The 21,804-nt window shown below is 71.1% G+C and carries 16 protein-coding genes; 15 read left to right on the forward strand and 1 reads right to left on the reverse strand.

All coding sequences use genetic code 11. From position 1 onward, the window contains the following. The first annotated feature begins 57 nt into the window (after positions 1 to 57). The 14 genes from IF20_RS16055 to IF20_RS16120 all read left to right on the forward strand — a co-directional run bounded on the left by IF20_RS16055 (position 58) and on the right by IF20_RS16120 (position 16,622). Positions 58 to 2,289: a peptidoglycan D,D-transpeptidase FtsI family protein gene (locus tag IF20_RS16055; RefSeq protein WP_110944200.1), complete on the forward strand. Its 2,232-nt coding sequence runs from the start codon at positions 58 to 60 to the stop codon at positions 2,287 to 2,289. A gap of 8 nt (positions 2,290 to 2,297) precedes the next feature. Further along, positions 2,298 to 3,998 carry a UDP-N-acetylmuramoyl-L-alanyl-D-glutamate--2,6-diaminopimelate ligase gene (locus IF20_RS16060; RefSeq protein WP_110944201.1) on the forward strand — a complete coding sequence of 567 codons (1,701 nt, stop codon included), beginning with the start codon at positions 2,298 to 2,300 and terminating at the stop codon, positions 3,996 to 3,998. Positions 3,999 to 4,060: 62 nt separating this feature from the next. Continuing rightward, positions 4,061 to 5,482: a UDP-N-acetylmuramoyl-tripeptide--D-alanyl-D-alanine ligase gene (locus IF20_RS16065; protein WP_052865831.1), complete on the forward strand. Its 1,422-nt coding sequence runs from the start codon at positions 4,061 to 4,063 to the stop codon at positions 5,480 to 5,482. A gap of 5 nt (positions 5,483 to 5,487) precedes the next feature. Beyond that, complete coding sequence (mraY, locus tag IF20_RS16070; RefSeq protein WP_030616760.1) at positions 5,488 to 6,552, forward strand: phospho-N-acetylmuramoyl-pentapeptide-transferase; 1,065 nt, start codon at positions 5,488 to 5,490, stop codon at positions 6,550 to 6,552. Further along, on the forward strand, positions 6,549 to 7,976 hold the full coding sequence (murD, locus tag IF20_RS16075) for a UDP-N-acetylmuramoyl-L-alanine--D-glutamate ligase (protein WP_052865832.1): 1,428 nt from the start codon (positions 6,549 to 6,551) through the stop codon (positions 7,974 to 7,976). Before mraY ends, murD begins: the two co-directional genes overlap by 4 nt. Positions 7,977 to 8,039: 63 nt before the next feature. Continuing rightward, positions 8,040 to 9,332, forward strand: a complete 1,293-nt coding sequence (ftsW, locus tag IF20_RS16080) for a putative lipid II flippase FtsW (protein WP_234426669.1) — start codon at positions 8,040 to 8,042, stop codon at positions 9,330 to 9,332. A 6-nt stretch (positions 9,333 to 9,338) separates the two neighbouring features. Then, complete coding sequence (murG, locus tag IF20_RS16085; RefSeq protein WP_052865834.1) at positions 9,339 to 10,430, forward strand: undecaprenyldiphospho-muramoylpentapeptide beta-N-acetylglucosaminyltransferase; 1,092 nt, start codon at positions 9,339 to 9,341, stop codon at positions 10,428 to 10,430. 80 nt (positions 10,431 to 10,510) lie between these two features. Then, positions 10,511 to 11,359, forward strand: a complete 849-nt coding sequence (locus tag IF20_RS16090; protein WP_052865835.1) for a cell division protein FtsQ/DivIB — start codon at positions 10,511 to 10,513, stop codon at positions 11,357 to 11,359. A gap of 284 nt (positions 11,360 to 11,643) precedes the next feature. Beyond that, the gene (gene ftsZ / locus IF20_RS16095) at positions 11,644 to 12,864 is read left to right on the forward strand and encodes a cell division protein FtsZ (RefSeq protein WP_052865836.1); all 1,221 of its coding nucleotides are present in this window, start codon (positions 11,644 to 11,646) and stop codon (positions 12,862 to 12,864) included. 14 nt (positions 12,865 to 12,878) lie between these two features. Continuing rightward, positions 12,879 to 13,628, forward strand: a complete 750-nt coding sequence (gene pgeF, locus IF20_RS16100) for a peptidoglycan editing factor PgeF (protein WP_052865837.1) — start codon at positions 12,879 to 12,881, stop codon at positions 13,626 to 13,628. A 3-nt stretch (positions 13,629 to 13,631) separates the two neighbouring features. Continuing rightward, positions 13,632 to 14,351, forward strand: a complete 720-nt coding sequence (locus IF20_RS16105; RefSeq protein WP_052865838.1) for a YggS family pyridoxal phosphate-dependent enzyme — start codon at positions 13,632 to 13,634, stop codon at positions 14,349 to 14,351. Between the two features lie 124 nt (positions 14,352 to 14,475). Further along, positions 14,476 to 15,096 carry a cell division protein SepF gene (locus IF20_RS16110; RefSeq protein WP_052865839.1) on the forward strand — a complete coding sequence of 207 codons (621 nt, stop codon included), beginning with the start codon at positions 14,476 to 14,478 and terminating at the stop codon, positions 15,094 to 15,096. A gap of 64 nt (positions 15,097 to 15,160) precedes the next feature. Beyond that, entirely contained in the window at positions 15,161 to 15,457 is a 297-nt protein-coding gene (locus IF20_RS16115; RefSeq protein WP_052865840.1) for a YggT family protein, read from the forward strand. Between the two features lie 49 nt (positions 15,458 to 15,506). After that, entirely contained in the window at positions 15,507 to 16,622 is a 1,116-nt protein-coding gene (locus IF20_RS16120; protein WP_052865841.1) for a DivIVA domain-containing protein, read from the forward strand. A gap of 282 nt (positions 16,623 to 16,904) precedes the next feature. On the opposite strand, the gene ileS is transcribed toward IF20_RS16120, so the two are convergent. After that, positions 16,905 to 20,066: an isoleucine--tRNA ligase gene (gene ileS, locus IF20_RS16125; RefSeq protein WP_052865842.1), complete on the reverse strand. Its 3,162-nt coding sequence runs from the start codon at positions 20,064 to 20,066 to the stop codon at positions 16,905 to 16,907. Between the two features lie 603 nt (positions 20,067 to 20,669). Here ileS and IF20_RS37780 point away from each other — a divergent pair. Beyond that, entirely contained in the window at positions 20,670 to 21,683 is a 1,014-nt protein-coding gene (locus tag IF20_RS37780) for a TraR/DksA C4-type zinc finger protein (protein WP_110944203.1), read from the forward strand. Positions 21,684 to 21,804: the final 121 nt, after the last annotated feature.

A 21,804-nucleotide genomic window follows, 5' to 3' on the forward strand; every position in this document is an offset into this window, starting at 1 on the left:
GGACGCCGCGTACGCGGACGCACCGCCCGCAGACCGGACGCAGACCGAGGGGGAGCAGTGAGCGAACCGAGGGACCCCAGGGACCCGGAGAACCGGCGGGAGCAGCGCGCCCGCCGGGGCCCCGCGCGGCCCGCCGGCGCCGCACCGCGCCGGGTCCCGCGCCCCGCGTCGGGCGGCGCGTCGGGCCGTGGCGCGGCCGGCCGGGGAGGCGGTCGCTCCGCCGTCGGCGGTGCGGCCGGTGACGGCCGCGGCGTCCCCCGCCCGGCGGACCGGCGCCCGTCCGCCGCAAAGCGCCCCTCGGACGCCCGACGCGAGCCGAAGCGTGCCCCGTCCGCCGGTCGGTCCGCCGACGGCCGCCCGGCCGCGCAGAAGCGCGCCGCCGCGCAGCAGCGCCCCGCCGCCAAGAAGCGCGCCGCGGCGCCGCGACCGCCCCGCCCCCGTGGCGCGGCGCCGGCCGCCATCCGGCTCGGCAGCCCCCGCCCGCGGCTCCGCCTGGTGGCCGTGGCGCTGACGCTGGTCATGCTGGTCTTCGCGGTGCGGCTCTTCCAGGTGCAGGCGGTGAACGCCGACACGTATGCGGCCAAGGCCAACGTCAACCGGTACGTACCGGTCACGCTCGCCGCCGAGCGGGGCGCGATCACCGACCGGGACGGCGTGGACCTGGCCACCAGCGTGGACGCGTACGACATCACCGCCGACCCCAGCCTGCTGGCGCCCGGCAAGATCAAGATCGATGACGCGCCCCGGAAGGCGGCCGCGCTGCTCGCGCCGATCCTCGGCGAGCCGCAGAAGGAACTGGCCGAAAAGCTCTCCAAGTCCCACTCCCGCTACGTCCTCCTCGCGCGCCGCCGGAGCCCCCAGGTCTGGAAGCAGATCAAGGACCTGCGGACCGCGCTGGACGCCAAGGCGCAGGCCGCGCCCAAGAGCGACCCGCGCCCCAACGTCCTGCTCGGGATCTTCGCCGACGCGCACAGCAAGCGGGTCTACCCGAACAAGGAGCTGGCCTCCGGAGTGCTCGGCTTCATGAACTCCGACGGCAAGGGCGCGGGCGGCCTGGAGGCGATGCTGGACAAGAAGCTGGCGGGCAAGGACGGCAAGCTCGTGTACGCCCAGTCGGGCGGCCGGCGGGTGCCCACCGCCGACACCCAGGAGCACCCCGCGGTGCCCGGTACGGACGTCGAACTGACCCTGAACCGGGACATCCAGTGGGCCGCGCAGCAGGCCATCACCCAGCAGGTCGAGAAGTCCGAGGCGGACCGCGGCTACGTCGTCGTCCAGGACACCAGGACCGGCGAGATCCTGGCGCTGGCGAACGCCCCCGCCTTCGACCCGAACGACATCTCCCGCTCCGACGCCGACGCGCTCGGCAACGCCGCCCTGAGCGATGCTTTCGAGCCAGGTTCGACCAGCAAGCTGATGTCGCTGGCGGCGGTGCTGGAGGAGGGCGCCGCGACCCCGTCCACGCACGTCACGGTCCCGAACCGGCTGCACCGCGGCGACCGGCTCTTCGCCGACGACATCGACCACCCGACCTGGCACCTCACGCTCAACGGAGTGCTCGCCAAGTCCAGCAACATCGGCACGATCCTGTCCGTCGCACAGCTGGGCAAGACCCAGCGCGAGGCGAACCAGGTGCTCTACTCGTACCTGCACAAGTTCGGCATCGGGCAGCCGACCGGGCTGGGCTTCCCCGGTGAGACCGCGGGCATCCTTGCCGAGCCGCAGGACTGGAGCACCTCGCAGCAGTACACGATCCCCTTCGGGCAGGGGCTCTCGCTCAACGCCGTGCAGGCCGCCTCCGTGTACTCCACGATCGCCAACGGCGGCGAACGGATCGCGCCCACGCTCGTCCGCGGCACGAAGGGCCCCGACGGGCGGTACGTCGCCGCGCCCAAGCCGAAGAAGACCCGCGTGGTGAGCCCGAAGACCGCGAAGACGCTCGCCCGGATGCTCGAATCGGTGGTCGACGACGAGGAGGGCACCGGCTCCGCCGCGAAGATCCCCGGCTACCGGGTCGGCGGCAAGACCGGCACCTCCAACCGGGTGGATCCGAAGACCGGCCGGTACCACGGCTACACGGCCTCCTTCGCCGGCTTCGCGCCCGCCGACAAGCCCCGCATCACCGTCTATTGCGCCGTACAGAATCCGACCAAGGGCAGCTACTTCGGCGGCCAGGTCTGCGGCCCGATCTACAAGCGGGTCATGCAGTTCGCGCTGAAGACGCTCCAGGTGCCGCCGACCGGTGCCGAGGCGCCGCGGCTGCCGGTCGCCTTCGAGCCGGGCGAATGAGGTGAGGCGTGATGACCATCACTCCGGACGCGGGGAACCGCCCACGACCGCGTCCCTCACTTCGCCCGGAGGCCCATGGGCCCGGTACGCTCACCGCCGTGTCACATGCTGATCAGTCCCCCAATGCCCAGCAGGACGGCCCCGGCAAACACCCCGGCCCGCCCCGCCCCGAGCACGTCCGCCCGATCCCCCTGGCGGACCTGGCGCACCAGCTGGGCACGGCCGCGCCGACGGCGGAGGCCGCGGTCACCGGCATCACGCACGATTCCCGCGCGGTACGCCCCGGTGACATCTACGCCGCACTGCCCGGCGCCCGCTACCACGGCGCCGACTTCGCCGCGCAGGCCGTCGAGCTGGGCGCCGCCGCGATCCTGACCGACCCCGCCGGTACCGAGCGGGCCGCCGCGACGGGCCTGCCGGTCCTCACGGTCGACAACCCGCGGGCCCGGATGGGCGCGCTGGCGGTGTCGATCTACGGCGACCCGGGCGCCGAGCTGCTGCAGATCGGCATCACGGGCACCTCGGGCAAGACCACCACCGCGTACCTGATCGACGGCGGACTGCGGGCCGCGGCCGAGAAGTCGGGCGGCGGCCTGACCGGGCTGATCGGCACGGTCGAGTCGCGCATCGGCGACGAGCGGCTGAAGTCCGAGCGGACCACGCCCGAAGCCACCGACCTGCAGGCGCTCTTCGCGGTGATGCGCGAGCGCGGCGTCCGGTCGGTCGCCATGGAGGTCTCCAGCCACGCCCTCGTGCTCGGCCGGGTCGACGGCTGCGTGTTCGACGTGGCGGTCTTCAACAACCTCAGCCCGGAACACATGGAGTTCCACACGGGCATGGAGGACTACTTCCAGGCCAAGGCGCAGCTGTTCACCAAGGCCCGCTCCCGGCTGGGCGTGGTGAACTTCGACGACGAGTACGGCCGCCGGCTCATCGAGGGCGAGTCCGAGGTGCCGGTCACCTCGTTCTCCGCCGAGGGCCACCCGGACGCCCACTGGCGCGCCGCCGACGTCGAGGTCGGCGCGCTGGGCTCGACGTTCACCGTGCACGGCCCGGACGGCGTGACCGTGCAGGCCGCGTCCCCGATCGCCGGACCGTTCAACGTCGCCAACTCGCTGGCCGCCATCGTGGCGCTCGTGGTGGCCGGCGTGGACCCGCAGACCGCCGCCGACGGCGTGGCCGCCGTGCCGGGCGTGCCCGGCCGCCTGGAGCGGGTGGACGCGGGCCAGGACTACCTCGCCGTGGTCGACTACGCGCACAAGACGGACGCTGTCGAATCGGTCCTGCGCGCGCTGCGCAAGGTCACCGAGGGCAAGATCCACGCGGTGCTCGGCTGCGGCGGCGACCGCGACCGCACCAAGCGCATGCCGATGGGTGCCGCGGTCGCCCGACTCGCCGACACCGCCGTGCTCACCAGCGACAACCCACGCGGTGAGGACCCCCTCGCGATCCTCGCCACCATGCTCGCGGGCGCCGCCGACGTGCCGTCCCACGAGCGCGGCACGGTACTGGTCGAGGAGGACCGGGCCGCCGCCATCGCCGCCGCGGTCGCCCGTGCGAAGCCCGGCGACACCGTCATCGTCGCCGGCAAGGGCCACGAGCAGGGCCAGGACATCGCCGGGGTGGTACGCACCTTCGACGACCGCCAGGTACTGCGTGAGGCCATCGAGAGCTCACTGAAGTCGCTCCACCACGATCACCAGGGATGACACACCGCCATGCGCGCACAACCCCCATCTCGGCATCTCCTGTCCCCGGCCGGAGGTGACCTGTGATCTCCCTGTCCCTCGCCGAGGTCGCCGACATCGTCGGCGGGCGGCCGCACGACATACCGGATGACTCGGTCGTGGTCACCGGGCCCGCCGTGCTCGACTCGCGGGCGGTGACCAACGGCGCGTTGTTCGCCGCGTTCGCGGGCGAGCGGGTCGACGGACACGACTACGCGGCCCAGGCCGTGGCATCCGGCGCGGCGGTCGTACTGGCCGCCCGCCCCGTCGGCGTGCCCGCGATCGTCGTCGACGACGTCGTGGCGGCGCTCGGCGCGCTGGCCCGCGAGGTCGTCCGGCGGCTGGGCGTGGACGTCGTCGCCCTCACCGGCTCCGCGGGCAAGACCAGCACCAAGGACCTCATCGCACAGCTGCTGCAGCGCAGCGGCCCGACGGTGTGGCCCGAGGGCAACCTCAACAACGAGATCGGTCTGCCGCTGACCGCGCTGCGGGCCGAGCCGGGCACCCGGCACCTCGTCCTGGAGATGGGTGCCCGCGGCGTCGGCCACATCCGCTACCTCACCGAACTGACCCCGCCGCGCATCGGGCTGGTCCTGAACGTGGGCAGCGCGCACATCGGCGAGTTCGGCGGCCGCGAGAAGATCGCGGAAGCCAAGGGCGAGCTGGTCGAGTCGCTGCCCGACGCGAGTGAGGGCGGCATCGCGATCCTCAACGCCGACGACTCGTACGTCCGTGCGATGGAGTCGCGCACCAAGGCCCGCGTGGTCTTCTTCGGCGAGTCCCCCGAAGCCGACATCCGTGCCGAGAACGTCCGGCTCACCGAGGACGGTCGCCCCGCCTTCACGCTTCACACACCCTCCGGGTGCAGCGACGTGACCCTGCGGCTGTACGGTGAGCACCACGTGTCGAACGCGCTCGCCGCGGCCGCCGTCGCCCATGAGTCGGGCATGCCCGCAGACGAGATCGCGTCCGCGCTCTCCGAGGCAGGCACGCTCTCCCGCTGGCGCATGGAGGTCACCGAGCGCGCGGACGGCGTGACGGTCGTCAACGACGCCTACAACGCGAATCCCGAGTCCATGCGGGCTGCGCTGCGCGCACTCGCGTCGATGGGCAAGGGGCGGCGTACGTGGGCGGTGCTCGGTCAGATGGCCGAGCTCGGCGAGGACGCACTCGCCGAGCACGACGCGGTCGGGCGGCTCGCCGTCCGGCTCAACGTCAGCAAGCTCGTGGCAGTAGGGGGGCGGGAAGCCGCCTGGCTGCAAATGGGCGCTTATAACGAGGGTTCGTGGGGTGAGGAGTCGGTGCACGTGTCCGACGCACGGGCGGCGGTCGACCTGCTGCGCAGTGAGCTGCAGCCGGGAGACGTGGTGCTGGTGAAGGCGTCCAGGTCGGAGGGGCTGGAGCGGGTCGCGTCCGCATTGCTGGACGAGGGCAACGCCGCTGAGGGCGGGGCCGTCGCCCGATGAACACGATGAAGCAGATCCTCTTCTCCGGAATGATCGGGCTCTTCCTGACCCTGATCGGCACCCCGCTGCTGATCAAGCTGCTGGCCCGCAAGGGCTACGGGCAGTTCATCCGCGACGACGGACCGCGGGACCACCACAGCAAGCGCGGTACGCCCACCATGGGTGGCATCGCCTTCATCCTGGCCACGATCATCGCGTACGCGCTGACCAAGGTGATCACGAGCAGCGACCCCACCTTCTCCGGTGTGCTGGTGCTGTTCCTGATGGCCGGCATGGGCCTGGTGGGCTTCCTCGACGACTACATCAAGATCGTCAAGCAGCGTTCGCTGGGCCTGCGGGCCAAGGCCAAGATGGCGGGCCAGTTGATCGTCGGCATCGCCTTCGCCGTGCTCTCCCTGCAGTTCGCGGATCTGCGCGGGCAGACGCCGGCCTCGGACCGGCTCTCCTTCACGCAGGACTTCGGCTGGCAGATCGGCCCCGTGATCTTCGTGATCTGGGCGCTGTTCATGATCCTGGCGATGTCCAACGGCGTGAACCTCACCGACGGCCTCGACGGCCTGGCCACCGGCGCCTCGGTGATGGTCTTCGGCGCGTACACGTTCATCGGCATCTGGCAGTACCAGGAGTCCTGCGCCAACCAGATCACCGCAGGCCCCGGCTGCTACGAGGTGCGCGACCCGCTCGACCTCGCGGTCGTCGCCTCCGCCCTGATGGGTGCCTGCTTCGGCTTCCTGTGGTGGAACACCTCGCCCGCGAAGATCTTCATGGGTGACACCGGCTCGCTCGCCCTCGGCGGCGCGCTCGCCGGCCTGGCGATCTGCTCCCGCACGGAGCTGCTCCTCGCCATCCTCGGCGGCCTCTTCGTCCTGATCACCATGTCGGTGGTCATCCAGGTCGGCTCCTTCCGGCTCACCGGCAAGCGGGTCTTCCGGATGGCGCCACTGCAGCACCACTTCGAACTGAAGGGGTGGTCCGAAGTCCTTGTCGTGGTCCGGTTCTGGATCATCCAGGGCATGTGCGTGATCGTCGGCCTCGGCATCTTCTACGGCGGCTGGCAGGCGGCGAAGTGAGCACGGACGAGTTCGCCGGACAGCGGATCACCGTCGCCGGCCTGGGCGTGAGCGGCATCAGTGCCGCGCGCGCCCTGGCCGGGCTCGGCGCGACCGTCACCGTCGTGGACGGCGGCGACGGCGAGAAGCAGCGGGCGACGGCGGAGGAGCTGGCGCAGGCCGGCATCGAGGTCCGCCTCGGCGATGGCGAGACGCTCCCCGAGGGCACCGACCTCGTCGTCACCTCGCCCGGCTGGAAGCCCACCAGCCCCCTCTTCGCGGCCGCCGCGGAAGCGGGCGTGGACGTCATCGGGGACGTGGAGGTCGCCTGGCGGCTCCGTGCATCCCGGTCGGGAAAACCAGCCGCCCCCTGGCTCGCCATCACCGGCACCAACGGCAAGACGACCACCACGCAGATGCTGGCGTCGATCCTGGCCGCCGAGGGGCTGCGCACCGCGGCCGTCGGCAACATCGGGACGCCCATCATCGACGTGGTGCTGGAGGGCGAGTACGACGTGCTCGCCGTCGAGCTCTCCAGCTACCAGCTGCACTGGGCGCCCTCGCTGCGTGCCCACTCCGCCGCGGTGCTGAACCTCGCCCCCGACCACCTCGACTGGCACGGCTCCATGGAGGCGTACGCCGCCGACAAGGGCCGGATCTACGAGGGCAACACCGTCGCCTGCGTCTACAACGTCGCCGACAAGGCCACCGAGGACCTGGTCCGCGAGGCCGACGTCGAGGAGGGCTGCCGCGCGATCGGCTTCACCCTCGGCACCCCGGGCCCCGGCCAGGTGGGCGTCGTGGACGACATCCTGGTGGACCGCGCGTTCGTCGAGAACCGGCAGAAGCAGGCCCAGGAGCTGGCGCAGATCTCGGACGTCAACCCGCCTGCCCCGCACAACATCGCCAACGCGCTCGCCGCCGCCGCGCTCGCACGCGCGTTCGGTGTCCGGCCCGCCTCCGTACGCGAGGGCCTGCGCAACTTCCACCCCGACGCGCACCGCATCCAGCACGTCGCGGACGTCGACGGCGTCGCCTACGTGGACGACTCCAAGGCCACCAACACCCACGCCACCGAGGCGTCGTTGGCCGCCTACGAGCACATCGTCTGGATCGCCGGCGGGCTCGCCAAGGGCGCGACCTTCGACGAGCTGGTGCAGAAGTCGGCGGAGCGGCTGCGCGGCGCCGTCCTCATCGGCCGGGACCGTGCGCTGATCCGCGAAGCGCTGGCGCGACACGCCCCGGATGTGCCGGTCGTCGACCTCGACCGGACCGACACTGGGGCGATGTCCGAGGCGGTACGGGAAGCCCAGCGGCTGGCCCGACCGGGCGATACGGTCCTGCTGGCACCGGCCTGCGCCTCGATGGACATGTACCTGAACTACAACAAGCGGGGCGACGCCTTCGCCGAAGCGGTCCGCGGGCTGGCCGCGCAGGACCAGTAGGGCCGTGCGTCCCCGCCCGCGTCGTGGACGCGCGGCGCAGCGCACACTGTGGAGGGGACGAGGATGACGGCCCTACCGGGCAAGCCGAGGACCGTCGGTCCGGCCGGGCCGCGGGCCTTCTACACCCGCCTGAAGCGGGCCTGGGACCGGCCGCTGACGGCGTACTACATCGTCCTCGGCGGCAGCCTGCTGATCACGGTGCTCGGCCTGGTCATGGTCTACTCCGCCTCGCAGATCAAGGCCCTGCAGTCCGGGCTGGCACCGTCGTACTTCTTCCGCAAGCAACTGCTGGCGGCGGTGCTCGGCGGCGGGCTGATGGTCCTCGCGACCAAGCTGCCCGTCCGCGCCCACCGGGCGCTGGCGTACCCGCTGATGGCCGGCTCGGTCTTCCTGATGTGCCTGGTCCAGGTGCCGGGGATAGGGGTCGCGGTCAACGGCAACCAGAACTGGATCTCGCTGGGCGGGCCCTTCCAGCTCCAGCCCAGCGAGTTCGGCAAGCTGGCCCTGGTCCTCTGGGGCGCCGACCTGCTCGCCCGCAAGCAGGAGCGGCGGCTGCTGGCCCAGTGGAAGCACCTGCTCGTACCGCTGATTCCGGCCGCGTTCCTGCTCCTCGGGCTCATCATGCTCGGCGGCGACATGGGCACCGCGATCATTCTCACGGCGATCCTTTTCGGACTGCTGTGGCTCGCCGGGGCGCCCACCCGACTCTTCGTCGGGGTGCTGGCGGCGGCCGGCGCGATCGGGGCGCTGCTCATCAAGACGAGCGCCAACCGGATGTCCCGGCTCGCGTGCATCGGCGCGACCGACCCCGGCCCCGGCGACCAGTGCTGGCAGGCCGTGCACGGGATATACGCTCTCGCGTCCGGCGGATTCTTCGGATCCGGCCTCGGCGCGAGTATGGAAAAATGGGGTGAACTCCCTGAACCGCACACCGACTTCATCTTCGCCATCACCGGGGAGGAACTGGGACTGGCGGGGACGCTGTCGGTGCTCGCCCTCTTCGCGGCTCTAGGCTATGCGGGTATCCGCGTGGCCGGACGCACGGAGGATCCCTTCGTACGGTACGCCGCGGGTGGCGTGACCACCTGGATCACGGCCCAGGCCGTGGTCAACATCGGTGCGGTGCTCGGCCTGCTGCCGATCGCCGGTGTCCCGCTCCCGCTGTTCTCCTACGGAGGCTCCGCCCTGCTGCCGACGATGTTCGCCGTCGGACTCCTGATCGCCTTCGCGCGTGACGAGCCCGCGGCGCGGGCGGCGCTTGCCATGCGGCAGCCGGTATTCGCGAGAATGCCGGCTGGGGTGAGACGGAAGACGATGAGACGGCGCGTCAAGAAGCGGCCGTCCGGAGAGCGGTGAATTTCGGTGCATGTCGTACTCGCCGGTGGGGGGACCGCCGGCCACATCGAGCCCGCGCTCGCCCTCGCGGATGCCCTGCGGAGGCAGGACCCGACCGTGGGGATCACGGCACTGGGCACGGAACGCGGACTTGAGACCCGGCTGGTACCGGAGCGCGGCTACGAACTGGGGCTGATCCCGGCCGTTCCGCTGCCGCGCAAGCCCACCCCCGAGCTGATCACCGTCCCCGGGCGGCTGCGCGGCACCATCAAGGCCGCCGAGCAGATCCTGGAGCGTACGAAGGCGGACTGCGTCGTCGGCTTCGGCGGCTACGTCGCGCTGCCCGGGTACCTGGCCGCCAAGCGGCTCGGCGTGCCGATCGTCGTGCACGAGGCGAACGCCCGCCCCGGCCTGGCCAACAAGATCGGGTCGCGGTACGCCAAGTTCGTCGCCGTCTCCACCCCGGACAGCAAGCTGCGCGAGGCCCGCTACGTGGGCATCCCGCTGCGCCGCACGATCGCGACCCTGGACCGGGCCGCGGTGCGTCCGGAGGCGCGCGCCGCCTTCGGCCTGGACCCGAACCTCCCGACGCTGCTGGTCTCCGGCGGCTCGCAGGGCGCCCGCCGGCTGAACGAGGTCATCCAGGCCGCGGTGCCCGCCTTCCAGCGCGCCGGCATCCAGGTGCTGCACGCGGTCGGCCCGAAGAACGAACTGCCGCAGGTCGACAACATGCCCGGGATGCCGCCGTACGTCCCGGTACCGTACGTGGACCGGATGGACCTCGCGTACGCCGCGGCCGACATGATGCTCTGCCGCGCGGGCGCGATGACGGTCGCCGAGCTGTCCGCCGTCGGGCTGCCCGCCGCGTACGTCCCGCTGCCCATCGGCAACGGCGAGCAGCGGCTGAACGCCCAGCCGGTGGTCAACGCCGGCGGCGGCCTGCTGGTCGACGACGCGCAGCTGTCCCCCGAGTGGGTGCAGGGCAACGTCCTGCCGGTGCTGTCGGACCCGCACCGGCTGTACGAGATGTCCCGCGCGGCCGCCGAATTCGGCCGCAGAGACGCCGACGAACTGCTCGTCGGCATGGTCTACGAAGCGATCGCCTCCCGCCGCGGCTGAGGCGGCCGGAGGAGAACGGCGAGTGAGCCGAAGGGGCTCCGGCGCCCCGGAGGGGAGCCGAGCCAAGGAAAGGAGCGCGCGTGGCCGGACCGACGACTGCCCGCCGTGGCGAGCGCCATGGAGCGCCGGCCGGCCCGTCCGCCGACTCCGATGCGTCCGAGGAGCGGCGCGGCTCGCGGCTCCCCCGACTGCGGTCGCCGCAGTCGGGGGCGGGCCGCCCCGGCCGCCCGCGTCGCCGTACCCTCATCGCCGGCACGGTCCTCATAGCGCTGCTGGGCGGCTTCGGTACCTGGGCGCTGTACGGCTCGGACTGGCTCCGCGCGGAGCATGTGCAGGTGCACGGGACAGATGTCCTGACGGAGCGTGAGGTGCGGGCCGCGGCCGACGTACCCCTGGGGGCGCCCCTCGCCTCCGTGGACACGGACGGCATCACCGCGCGGCTCGGTGACCGGCTCCGCCGCATCAAGTCGGTCGATGTGACCCGCTCCTGGCCGGACACGGTCGCCCTGACCGTGACGGAACGGCAGCCCGTCCTCGTCGTCCAAAAGGGCGGAAAGTTTATTGAAGTGGATGACCGAGGCGTACGGTTCGCCACGGTCGGTACCGCGCCCCGCGCGGTGCCCCGGCTGGAAATGGACGCGGCGGATTCGCCGAGCCTGCGCCGTTTCGGTATCCCTGCACTGAACCGCGCGGCGGTGCAGGTCGCCACCGCGCTTCCCGATACCGTCGGCAAGGACGTGCGCGTCATCCGCGTACGTTCGTACGACTCGATCACCCTGGAGCTGACCGGCGGACGCCGGGTCGAGTGGGGCAGCGAGGAACACGGCACAGAAAAAGCCAAGGTACTCGGTGCGCTGCTGAAAGCGGCGCGTGATGCGCGCCACTTCGACGTGAGCGTCCCCAGTGCGCCCGCCGCGTCCGGTAGTTGACGTACGTACGCGCAGGCCAGCACCCTGGATGGCTACCACTACGGGTGATCACATAGGGTGAAAAGAAAAACGGGAGGTTCGGCGTGTTCGTTGAACGTGCGCCGCTTGTCGACTTAGTGTCTCGTTCCGAAGGGACTTCGGAAACCGAGGAACACAGGCACTGGTAACCCTAAACTTCAACGTTAGGGTTCGGGTCGGCAATACGGACCGTCCCATCGGCATCAGTCGTTGCCCGCAGCACATGTGAGGCACCGACACGTAACTCGAGGCGAGAGGCCTTCGACGTGGCAGCACCGCAGAACTACCTCGCAGTCATCAAGGTCGTCGGCATCGGCGGCGGTGGCGTGAACGCCATCAACCGGATGATCGAGGTCGGGCTCAAGGGCGTCGAGTTCATCGCGATCAACACCGATGCGCAGGCGTTGCTGATGAGCGACGCCGACGTCAAGCTCGACGTCGGCCGTGAGATGACGCGTGGCCTCGGCGCCGGCGCCAACCCGGACGTGGGCCGCAAGGCGGCCGAGGACCACCGCGAGGAGATCGAGGAGGTCCTCAAGGGGGCCGACATGGTCTTCGTGACCGCGGGCGAGGGCGGCGGCACCGGTACGGGCGGCGCGCCCGTGGTCGCCAACATCGCGCGCTCTCTGGGCGCCCTGACGATCGGTGTGGTCACCCGGCCGTTCACCTTCGAGGGACGCCGCCGCGCCAACCAGGCCGAGGACGGCATCGCGCAGCTGCGCGAAGAGGTCGACACGCTCATCGTGATCCCGAACGACCGGCTGCTGTCCATCTCGGACCGCCAGGTAAGTGTTCTTGACGCGTTCAAGTCCGCCGACCAGGTGCTGCTGTCCGGTGTCCAGGGCATCACCGACCTGATCACCACCCCGGGTCTGATCAACCTCGACTTCGCCGACGTGAAGTCCGTGATGTCCGAGGCCGGCTCGGCCCTCATGGGCATCGGCTCCGCGCGCGGCGACGACCGCGCGGTGGCCGCGGCCGAGATGGCGATCTCCTCGCCGCTGCTGGAGGCGTCCATCGACGGCGCCCGCGGCGTACTGCTCTCCATCTCCGGCGGCTCCGACCTCGGTCTTTTCGAGATCAACGAGGCGGCCCAGCTGGTCAGCGAGGCGGCCCACCCCGAGGCCAACATCATCTTCGGTGCGGTCATCGACGACGCGCTGGGCGACGAGGTCCGCGTGACGGTCATCGCCGCGGGCTTCGACGGCGGTCAGCCGCCGGCCCGCCGCGAGAACGTGATCAGCTCTTCCTCCGGCAAGCGCGAGGAGCCGGCGGCCCCGGCGAGCCGTCCGGCCGCGCCCCCGGAGCCCCGCCCGGCCTTCGGCGGCCTCGGCTCCGTCCCGGTGCGGGACGAGGAGCCGGCCCCGGCCGAGCCCGCGCCCGTCAACGAGGCGCCGGCGCCCCCGGTCACGCCGCAGGTCCCCCCGGCCCGTCCGTACACGGACACCACGGCCGAGGAGCTGGACGTCCCGGACTTCCTGAAGTAGCCGAAGACGCAGCAGTGATAGGACAGCAGCACTCTGTGCTGACGGACGACGCGAGCGGCGCGCACTTCGCCTTCACCGACCGGTGGGGCGGGGTGAGCGCCGCTCCGTATGCCGAGCTCAATCTCGGCGGCGCCGTGGGCGACGACCCGCAGGCGGTACGGACCAATCGCGAACTGGCGGCCAAGGGCCTCGGGCTGGATCCGGCCGATGTGGTCTGGATGAACCAGGTGCACGGGCGCGACGTGGCCGTGGTGGACGGGCCGTGGCAGGACGGAACCGACGTGCCCTGCGTGGACGCGGTCGTGACGGCCCGTCGGGGCCTCGCCCTCGCCGTTCTCACCGCCGACTGCACCCCCGTTCTTCTCGCCGACCCGGTCGCCGGGGTGGCGGGCGCCGCGCACGCCGGGCGTCCGGGCCTGGTCGCCGGAGTGGTGCCGGCCACCGTCGAGGTGATGACCGCGCTGGGGGCCGACCCCACGCGGATCACGGCCCGCACCGGCCCCGCGGTCTGCGGCGGGTGCTACGAAGTGCCGGAGGCGATGCGCGCCGACGTGGCCGCCGTGGTGCCCGAGGCGTACGCGACCACCACCTGGGGGACCCCGGCGGTCGACGTGGTGGCCGGGGTGGCCGCCCAACTCGCCCGGTGCGGCGTGCGGATGCGTGAACATTCCCACATCTGCACGCTGGAGTCGGCGGATCATTTCTCCTACCGGCGCGACCGCACGACGGGGCGGCTCGCGAGCTACGTATGGCTGGACGGCTGAGCTGTGACGGACCGTAGAACGGAACTGGCCGACAACCTGGCCCGGGTGGAGGACCGTATCTCCGCCGCTTGTGCCAAAGCCGGTCGTAATCGTGACGATGTCACCCTGATTGTGGTCACAAAGACATACCCAGCCTCCGATGTCCGTATCCTTTCGGAATTGGGCATCCGGCACGTCGCGGAGAATCGGGACCAGGATGCGGCCCCCAAGGCAGCCGCTTGCTCCGATTTGCCCCTTACTTGGCATTTCGTCGGTCAATTGCAGACAAATAAAGTCCGGTCTGTCACTGGATACGCGGATATCGTGCAGTCCGTGGACCGGGTCAAGCTCGTCACCGCGCTCTCCAAGGAAGCGGTGCGTGCCGGACGCGAGCTGAACTGCCTGATCCAGGTGGCGCTCGACGCCGAGTCGGACGCGCGCGGCGACCGTGGCGGCGTGGGCCCGGGCGGGGTCGCGGCACTGGCCGACGCGGTGGCGGCGGCCGAGGGGCTGCGGCTGGGCGGCCTGATGACGGTCGCCCCGCTGGCCGGGCCGTTCGCGCGCCGCCAACGTGCGGCTTTCGACCGGCTGATGGAAATCTCATCCGGCCTGCGCGCGAGTCATCCTGCTGCGAAAATGGTCTCAGCGGGAATGAGTTCGGATCTCGAGGACGCGGTGGCCGCCGGTGCGACACATGTACGCGTCGGCACTGCGGTACTCGGAGTCCGACCACGGCTCGGGTAACGTCGCGAAGCAAGTCGGACCACAGCACAAAATATGGTCATTACCGTCAAAAGACGGGCAGGCCGAGTGGATCCAAGGCGACCGGTGACGGAGCCGATCCACCACAGAGCGGAGGACGCAGAGAATGGCCGGCGCGATGCGCAAGATGGCGGTCTACCTCGGCCTCGTGGAGGACGATGGGTACGACGGCCGGGGCTTCGACCCCGACGACGACTTCGAGCCCGAACTCGACCCGGAGCCCGAGCCCGAGAGGCGGCAGCAGCACCAGCCGCCCACCGAGGCACGCCCCGAACGGGACGAACCGGTGCGAGTCGTTCAGCCGCCGGCGCAACGTGAGTCCTCGCCGCCGGCCGCGGAAAACGGACGACCCGCCCGAATCGCCCCCGTGGCGTCCATCACACCCGAACGTCCAAATCTGGAGAAGAACGCACCGGTGATCATGCCCAAGGTTGTGTCCGAGCGGGAGCCCTACCGCATCACCACGCTGCACCCCCGGACCTACAACGAGGCCCGTACCATCGGGGAACACTTCCGTGAGGGCACTCCGGTGATCATGAATCTGACGGAGATGGACGACACGGACGCGAAGCGACTTGTCGACTTTGCCGCCGGGTTGGTGTTCGGTTTGCACGGCAGCATCGAGCGGGTGACACAGAAGGTGTTCCTGCTGTCTCCTGCTAACGTCGATGTCACGGCGGAGGACAAGGCCCGTATCGCAGAGGGCGGGTTCTTCAACCAGAGCTGAGACGCAACACCGGGCACACCGAGGCCGTAGGGCCGACACAGGCAAGGGGAGAGGGAAGCGCGAGATGGGCATCGCACTGCAGGTGATCTATATCGCGCTGTACTGCTTCCTCATTGTGTTGATCTTCCGGCTGGTGATGGACTACGTCTTCCAGTTCGCCCGTTCATGGCAACCCGGCAAGGCGATGGTGGTCGTACTGGAGGCCACTTACACTGTGACTGATCCGCCACTCAAGCTTCTGCGGCGTGTCATACCGCCGCTGCGTCTCGGGGGCGTGGCGCTCGACCTGTCCTTCTTCGTACTGATGATCATCGTCTACATCCTGATCACCGTCGTGAGCAACGTCGTGAGCAAGTTGTGAACGATACGGTCTTGCCGATTGCCGACGACTACGTTGAGGTGAAGAAGAGATGCCGTTGACCCCCGAGGACGTGCGGAACAAGCAGTTCACGACCGTCCGCCTCCGAGAAGGCTATGACGAGGACGAGGTCGATGCCTTCCTCGATGAGGTCGAAGCCGAACTGACCCGTCTGCTCCGGGAGAACGAGGACCTGCGCGCCAAGCTGGCCGCGGCGACCCGTGCTGCCGCGCAGAACCAGCAGCAGCAGGGGATGCGCAAGCAGCAGCAGGAGCAGGACGGCCCGCCGCAGCAGCAGCGGCCCGGTGCCCCCGTGCCCGCCGCCATATCAGGTCCGCAGCCGGTCCCGCCCGGCCAGCAGCAGGGGATGGGTGGCCCGCCCCAGCTGCCCGGCGGCGCACCGCAGCTGCCCGCAGGTCCCGGTGGCCACGGCCCCGGTCCGCAGGGTCCGCACGGCGGCCAGATGGGCCCCGGCGGCCCCATGGGTGGTCCGATGGGCGGCCCCGGCGGTGGCCCGCAGCTGCCGCAGCCGGGTCAGGGCGGCCCGGGTGGTGACAGCGCCGCTCGCGTGCTGTCGCTGGCACAGCAGACCGCCGACCAGGCGATCGCGGAGGCCCGTTCCGAGGCCAACAAGATCGTCGGCGAGGCGCGCAGCCGCGCCGAGGGCCTGGAGCGGGACGCCCGCGCCAAGGCCGACGCGCTGGAGCGGGACGCGCAGGAGAAGCACCGCGTCGCGATGGGCTCCCTGGAGTCCGCCCGCGCCACGCTGGAGCGCAAGGTCGAGGACCTGCGTGGCTTCGAGCGCGAGTACCGCACGCGCCTGAAGTCGTACCTGGAGAGCCAGCTGCGTCAGCTGGAGAACCAGTCCGACGACTCGCTCGCCCCGCCGCGGACCCCGGCCGCAGCTTCGCTGCCGGCCTCCCCGTCGATGGCGTCGGCCGGTGCCGGTTCCATGGGCGGCGGCTCCAGCCACACCATGGGCGGCAACCAGTCCATGGGCGGCCACGGCGGCTCCAACGGCAGCAACGCCCCGTCGTACGGCGGTCAGCAGCAGATGTCGCCGGCCATGACACAGCCGATGGCGCCGGTGCGGCCGCAGGGTCAGCAGCAGATGCAGCAGGCGCCTTCGCCGATGCGTGGGTTCCTCATCGACGAGGACGACAACTAGGCGCTGTCGCGCCGGGTGGCCGACGTTGGGCGGCACCGGCGCGGTGGGCACAGTCGGCAATCAGGGCCGGGCCCCTGGGGATCTCCCCGGGGGCCCGGCCCTTTTCGCCTTCGGCGTGGGCGATGAGCGCCGTGGGCGCTGAGGTCGACGGCGGGCTGCACCGACGTTGGGGTTGCTCGCGCAGTTCCCCGCGCCCCTCACGGGGCGCATGCCGAGGCCCCCGGTTCGCTCGAACCGGGGGCCTCGGTGTGTCGTTCGTAGGGGCCGGGTCGGCCCGTACGGTTACGCCTTGCGCAGGCGGAAGGTGAGCGCCAGGGCCTCGTCGGTGAACGGCTCGCCGTACGCCTCGTCCGCGTCACCGGCGGCGAAGTCCGTCGCCAGGACCTCGTCGGCGATCAGGGCCGCGTGGTCGGCCAGGGCCGTGCGGACCTCCTCGTCGGTGGACTGCCAGCGCAGGGCGATCCGGTCCGCGACGTCCAGGCCGCTGTTCTTGCGGGCCTCCTGGATGAGGCGGATGGCGTCGCGGGCCAGACCGGCGCGACGCAGCTCCGGGGTGATCTCCAGGTCCAGGGCGACCGTGGCGCCGGAGTCGGACGCCACGGACCAGCCCTCGCGCGGGGTCTCGGTGATGATGACCTCGTCGGGGGCCAGGGTGACCGTCTCGCCGTCGACCTCGACCGAGGCCGTGCCCTCGCGCAGGGCGAGGGAGAGCGCGGCGGCGTCGGCGTTCGCGATGGCCTTGGCGACCGCCTGAACGCCCTTGCCGAATCGCTTGCCCAGTGCACGGAAGTTGGCCTTGGCCGTGGTGTCGACCAGCGAGCCGCCGCCCGCCGGTCCGGCGGAGGACTCAGCGAGGGAGGCCAGCGAGCTGACGTTCAGCTCCTCGGTGATCTGCGTACGCAGGTCGTCGGAGAGGTTCTCGAAGCCGGCCGCGGCGACCAGCGCGCGGGACAGCGGCTGGCGGGTCTTCACGCCGGACTCGGCGCGGGTGGCGCGGCCCAGCTCGACCAGGCGGCGGACCAGGACCATCTGCGCGGAGAGCGTCGGGTCGATCGCCGAGCGGTCCGCCACCGGCCAGGAGGAGAGGTGGACGGAGTCCGGCGCGTCCGGGGTGACCGGCACGACCAGGTCCTGCCAGACCCGCTCGGTGATGAAGGGGGTCAGGGGGGCCATGAGGCGGGTGACCGTCTCGACGACCTCGTGGAGGGTGCGCAGCGCGGCCGCGTCGCCCTGCCAGAAGCGGCGGCGCGAGCGGCGTACGTACCAGTTGGAGAGGTCGTCGACGAAGGCGGACAGCAGCTTGCCGGCGCGCTGGGTGTCGTACGCCTCCAGCGCCTCCGTCACGCCCTCGACCAGCGTGTTCAGCTCGCCGAGCAGCCAGCGGTCCAGGATCGGACGGTCCGCGGGGGCCGGGTCGGACGCGGTGGGCGCCCAGCCGGCCGTACGGGCGTACAGGGCCTGGAAGGCGACGGTGTTCCAGTAGGTGAGAAGGGTCTTGCGGACCACTTCCTGGATCGTGCCGTGGCCGACGCGGCGCGCGGCCCAGGGGGAGCCGCCGGCCGCCATGAACCACCGGACCGCGTCGGCGCCGTGCTGGTCCATCAGCGGGATCGGCTGGAGGATGTTGCCCAGGTGCTTGGACATCTTCCGGCCGTCCTCGGCCAGGATGTGGCCCAGGCAGACGACGTTCTCGTAGGAGGACTTGTCGAAGACGAGCGTGCCGACCGCCATCAGCGTGTAGAACCAGCCGCGGGTCTGGTCGATGGCCTCGGAGATGAACTGCGCCGGGTAGCGCTTCTCGAAGATCTCCTTGTTGCGGTACGGGTAGCCCCACTGCGCGAAGGGCATCGAGCCCGAGTCGTACCAGGCGTCGATGACCTCGGGGACGCGTACGGCCTCCGCCGAGCAGCCCTCGTGGGAGCAGGTGAAGGTGACGTCGTCGATGAACGGGCGGTGCGGGTCCAGGCCCGTCTGGTCGGTGCCGGTCAGCTCCGACAGCTCGGCGAGCGAGCCGACGCAGGTGAGGTGGTCCTCCGCGCAGCGCCAGATGGGCAGCGGGGTGCCCCAGTAGCGGTTCCGGGAGAGCGCCCAGTCGATGTTGTTGTTCAGCCAGTCTCCGAAACGGCCGTGCTTGACCGAATCCGGGTACCAGTTGGTGTTCTCGTTCTCCCGCAGCAGCGCGTCCTTGATCGCGGTGGTGCGGATGTACCAGGACGGCTGGGCGTAGTACAGCAGCGCCGTGTGGCAGCGCCAGCAGTGCGGGTAGCTGTGCTCGTAGGCGACGTGCCGGAAGAGCAGGCCGCGCGCGTCCAGGTCGGCGACCAGCGCCTCGTCGGCCTTCTTGAAGAACTGCCCGCCGACCAGGGCGAGGCCCTCCTCGAAGGTGCCGTCGGGGCGGACGGGGTTGATGACCGGCAGGTCGTAGCTCTTGCAGGTCTTGAGGTCGTCCTCACCGAAGGCGGGCGCCTGGTGGACCAGGCCCGTGCCGTCCTCGGTGGTGACGTACTCGGCGTTGACGACGAAGTTGGCGCCTTCGAGCTCGACCAGGCCGAACGGGCGCTCGTACGCCCAGCGCTCCATCTCGCGCCCGGTGAAGGTCTGCCCCGTGGTCGTCCAGCCCTCGCCGAGCGCCTTCTCGACCAGCTGCTCGGCGACGACCAGCTGCTCGCTGCCGTCGGTGGCGACGACGTACGTGACGTCGGGGTGCGCGGCGACGGCGGTGTTGGAGACCAGCGTCCAGGGCGTGGTCGTCCAGATCAGCAGCTTCGCCTCGCCGGCCAGCGGGCCGGAGGTCAGCGGCAGGCGGACGTAGACCGAGGGGTCGACGACCGTCTCGTAGCCCTGGGCCAGCTCGTGGTCCGAGAGGCCGGTGCCGCAGCGGGGGCACCAGGGGGCGACGCGGTGGTCCTGGACCAGCAGGCCCTTCTTGAAGATCTCCTTCAGCGACCACCACACCGACTCGATGTACTCGGGGTTCATCGTGCGGTACGCGTCGTCGAGGTCGACCCAGTAGCCCATCCGGGTGGTGAGCTCGGCGAAGGCGTCGGTGTGGCGGGTCACCGACTCGCGGCACTTGGCGTTGAACTCGGCGATGCCGTACGCCTCGATGTCCTTCTTGCCGTTGAAGCCCAGCTCCTTCTCCACGGCGAGCTCCACGGGCAGGCCGTGGCAGTCCCAGCCGGCCTTCCGGCCGACGTGGTAGCCCTGCATGGTGCGGAAGCGGGGGAAGACGTCCTTGAAGACGCGGGCTTCGATGTGGTGTGCGCCCGGCATGCCGTTCGCCGTGGGCGGGCCCTCGTAGAACACCCACTCCGGGCGGCCCTCGGACTGCTCAAGGGTGCGCGCGAAGACCTTCTGCTCCTGCCAGAAGTCGAGCACGGCGTGCTCGAGGGCAGGCAGGTCCACCTGCGCGGGCACCTGGTTGTACTGGGGTGTGGAACTCATCGGGGGCTTCCTCCGGCGGACACCGCTTGCGTTCTCCGACCGGAGGGACGAGAGCCGGCTGCTCCCGCGGTACCACCCTCCTTGGCCGAAGCGGAACTCCTCGGCCCCCTCATTGGGATCGCGATGCCGGGTCTACTGACACCCAGGGGTCCTGGGGCGTTCTTCCGGCGGCTCCGGGGTGATGTTCACGTCGCGCACACCCCCGGGCTCCCACCGTCCCCGGGTCGCTCTTGGCTGCGTGCGGCGCTACTCGTCCCATCCACGCTTTTCGCACCGCCCAGTGTACGGGGCGCGGGCCGCGGTGGCCGACCGCTTTTCCCGCTGCGCCGACCGAGGTACCGGTGACCGGAACCTTGACCCGAATGCCGATACGCAACGCGACGGAATACCGCAGGCGTACGGCATCACCCCGCCACGCTGGGGGTCGCCCGATCACTGCCGGATTACGGGGCGGGGAGCGGGGCACAACGGTTGCAGACCGGACTCCCGGGGCGGGGGTCGGACGGTGGAGGGCGGTGCGTCCCGTTGCCGCGTGCTGTGAGTCGATTTATCGTTCCGGTCACGATTCGCGAGCATGATCACATACGTGAAGGGATCGCGGCCATGGTGGCGAAAGAGACCGCCGCGCACGACAGCACGGCGGGGACCGGGCAGGCCGTGCCGGACGGCGGGTCGCCCGCCGAGGAGGCCGCGGCGGAGCGGACGGCGACCGGCAACCCACCCGCCGGTGAGGACGTGGCGGAGCCCGGTACGGGGCCGCCCGTGAGACGGAGCGCGACGAAGAAGACCGCGACCGGGAACCCTCCGCCCGAGGAGACCGTTTCCGGTGCGGCGCCCGCGAAGCGGACGGCGGCCGGCGGTACGGCGAAGAAGACGGCTGCCAAGAAGACGGCTGCCAAGAAGACGGCGGGTAGGAAGGCGACGGCGAAGAAGACGGCCGCGGGGGACGCCCCCGCGAAGAAGACCGCCACGAAGGAGACCGCGGCGGGACGGACAGCGGCAGCGGAGACCGCGGCGGAGGACGCCGCGGCCGACACGACCGCCAGCAGGAGCACGGCCAGGAAGGCTGCACCGCCACAGGAGGCGGTGCCCGCGAAGAAGACGGGAGCCAAGACGGTGGTGGCGAAGAAGACTCCGGGCGGGGCCCCGGCCGCTGCGGTGGACGACAGTGAGCAGACGGCCGCCGCGACGGCCCTGCCCAAGGCGCGTACCGGCCCGGCGACCGCCGCCGAGCTGCCCGTACGGCCGGGTGAGGACCCGTGGTCGGAGGCCGAGGCCGAGGAGGCCCGGTCGCTGCTGCGGGACGAGGAGGACCGGCTGCGCAACGAGATCCGGTCCTCCGAGGACGCCATTGCAGGCCTGATGCGGGACTCCAGCGACAGCACGGGCGACGAGGCCGACACGGGATCGAAGAACATCACGCGAGAGCACGAGATGGCGCTGGCCTCGAACGCCCGCGAGATGCTGCTGCAGACCGAACGGGCGCTGGAGCGGCTGGACGCGGGCACGTACGGGCTCTGCGAGAACTGCGGCAAGGCGATCGGCAAGGCCCGGATGCAGGCCTTCCCGCGGGCCACGCTCTGCGTGGAGTGCAAGCAGAAGACCGAGCGCCGCTAGGGGCCGGGCCGGGGCACCCGTGCCCCGGCCTTGCGCCCGTACCGCTACGGGTACCCGTACCGACCTACGGCCGACCCCCGTGCCGTACTCTCGAACCTCAGCCAGGCGCGGCCTGGCCGGG

The sequence above is a fragment of the Streptomyces niger genome, assembly GCF_000718305.1.
Lineage (GTDB): Bacteria > Actinomycetota > Actinomycetes > Streptomycetales > Streptomycetaceae > Streptomyces > Streptomyces niger.

Excerpts from the sequence above, each read along its gene's own strand:
- mraY (WP_030616760.1), top strand. The coding sequence starts at position 5,488 with ATGAAGCAGATCCTCTTCTCCGGAATGATCGGGCTCTTCCTGACCCTG.
- ftsW (WP_234426669.1), top strand. The coding sequence starts at position 8,040 with ATGACGGCCCTACCGGGCAAGCCGAGGACCGTCGGTCCGGCCGGGCCG.
- IF20_RS16110 (WP_052865839.1), top strand. The coding sequence starts at position 14,476 with ATGGCCGGCGCGATGCGCAAGATGGCGGTCTACCTCGGCCTCGTGGAG.
- IF20_RS16115 (WP_052865840.1), top strand. The coding sequence starts at position 15,161 with ATGGGCATCGCACTGCAGGTGATCTATATCGCGCTGTACTGCTTCCTC.
- IF20_RS16120 (WP_052865841.1), top strand. The coding sequence starts at position 15,507 with ATGCCGTTGACCCCCGAGGACGTGCGGAACAAGCAGTTCACGACCGTC.
- ileS (WP_052865842.1), bottom strand. The coding sequence starts at position 20,066 with ATGAGTTCCACACCCCAGTACAACCAGGTGCCCGCGCAGGTGGACCTG.
- IF20_RS37780 (WP_110944203.1), top strand. The coding sequence starts at position 20,670 with ATGGTGGCGAAAGAGACCGCCGCGCACGACAGCACGGCGGGGACCGGG.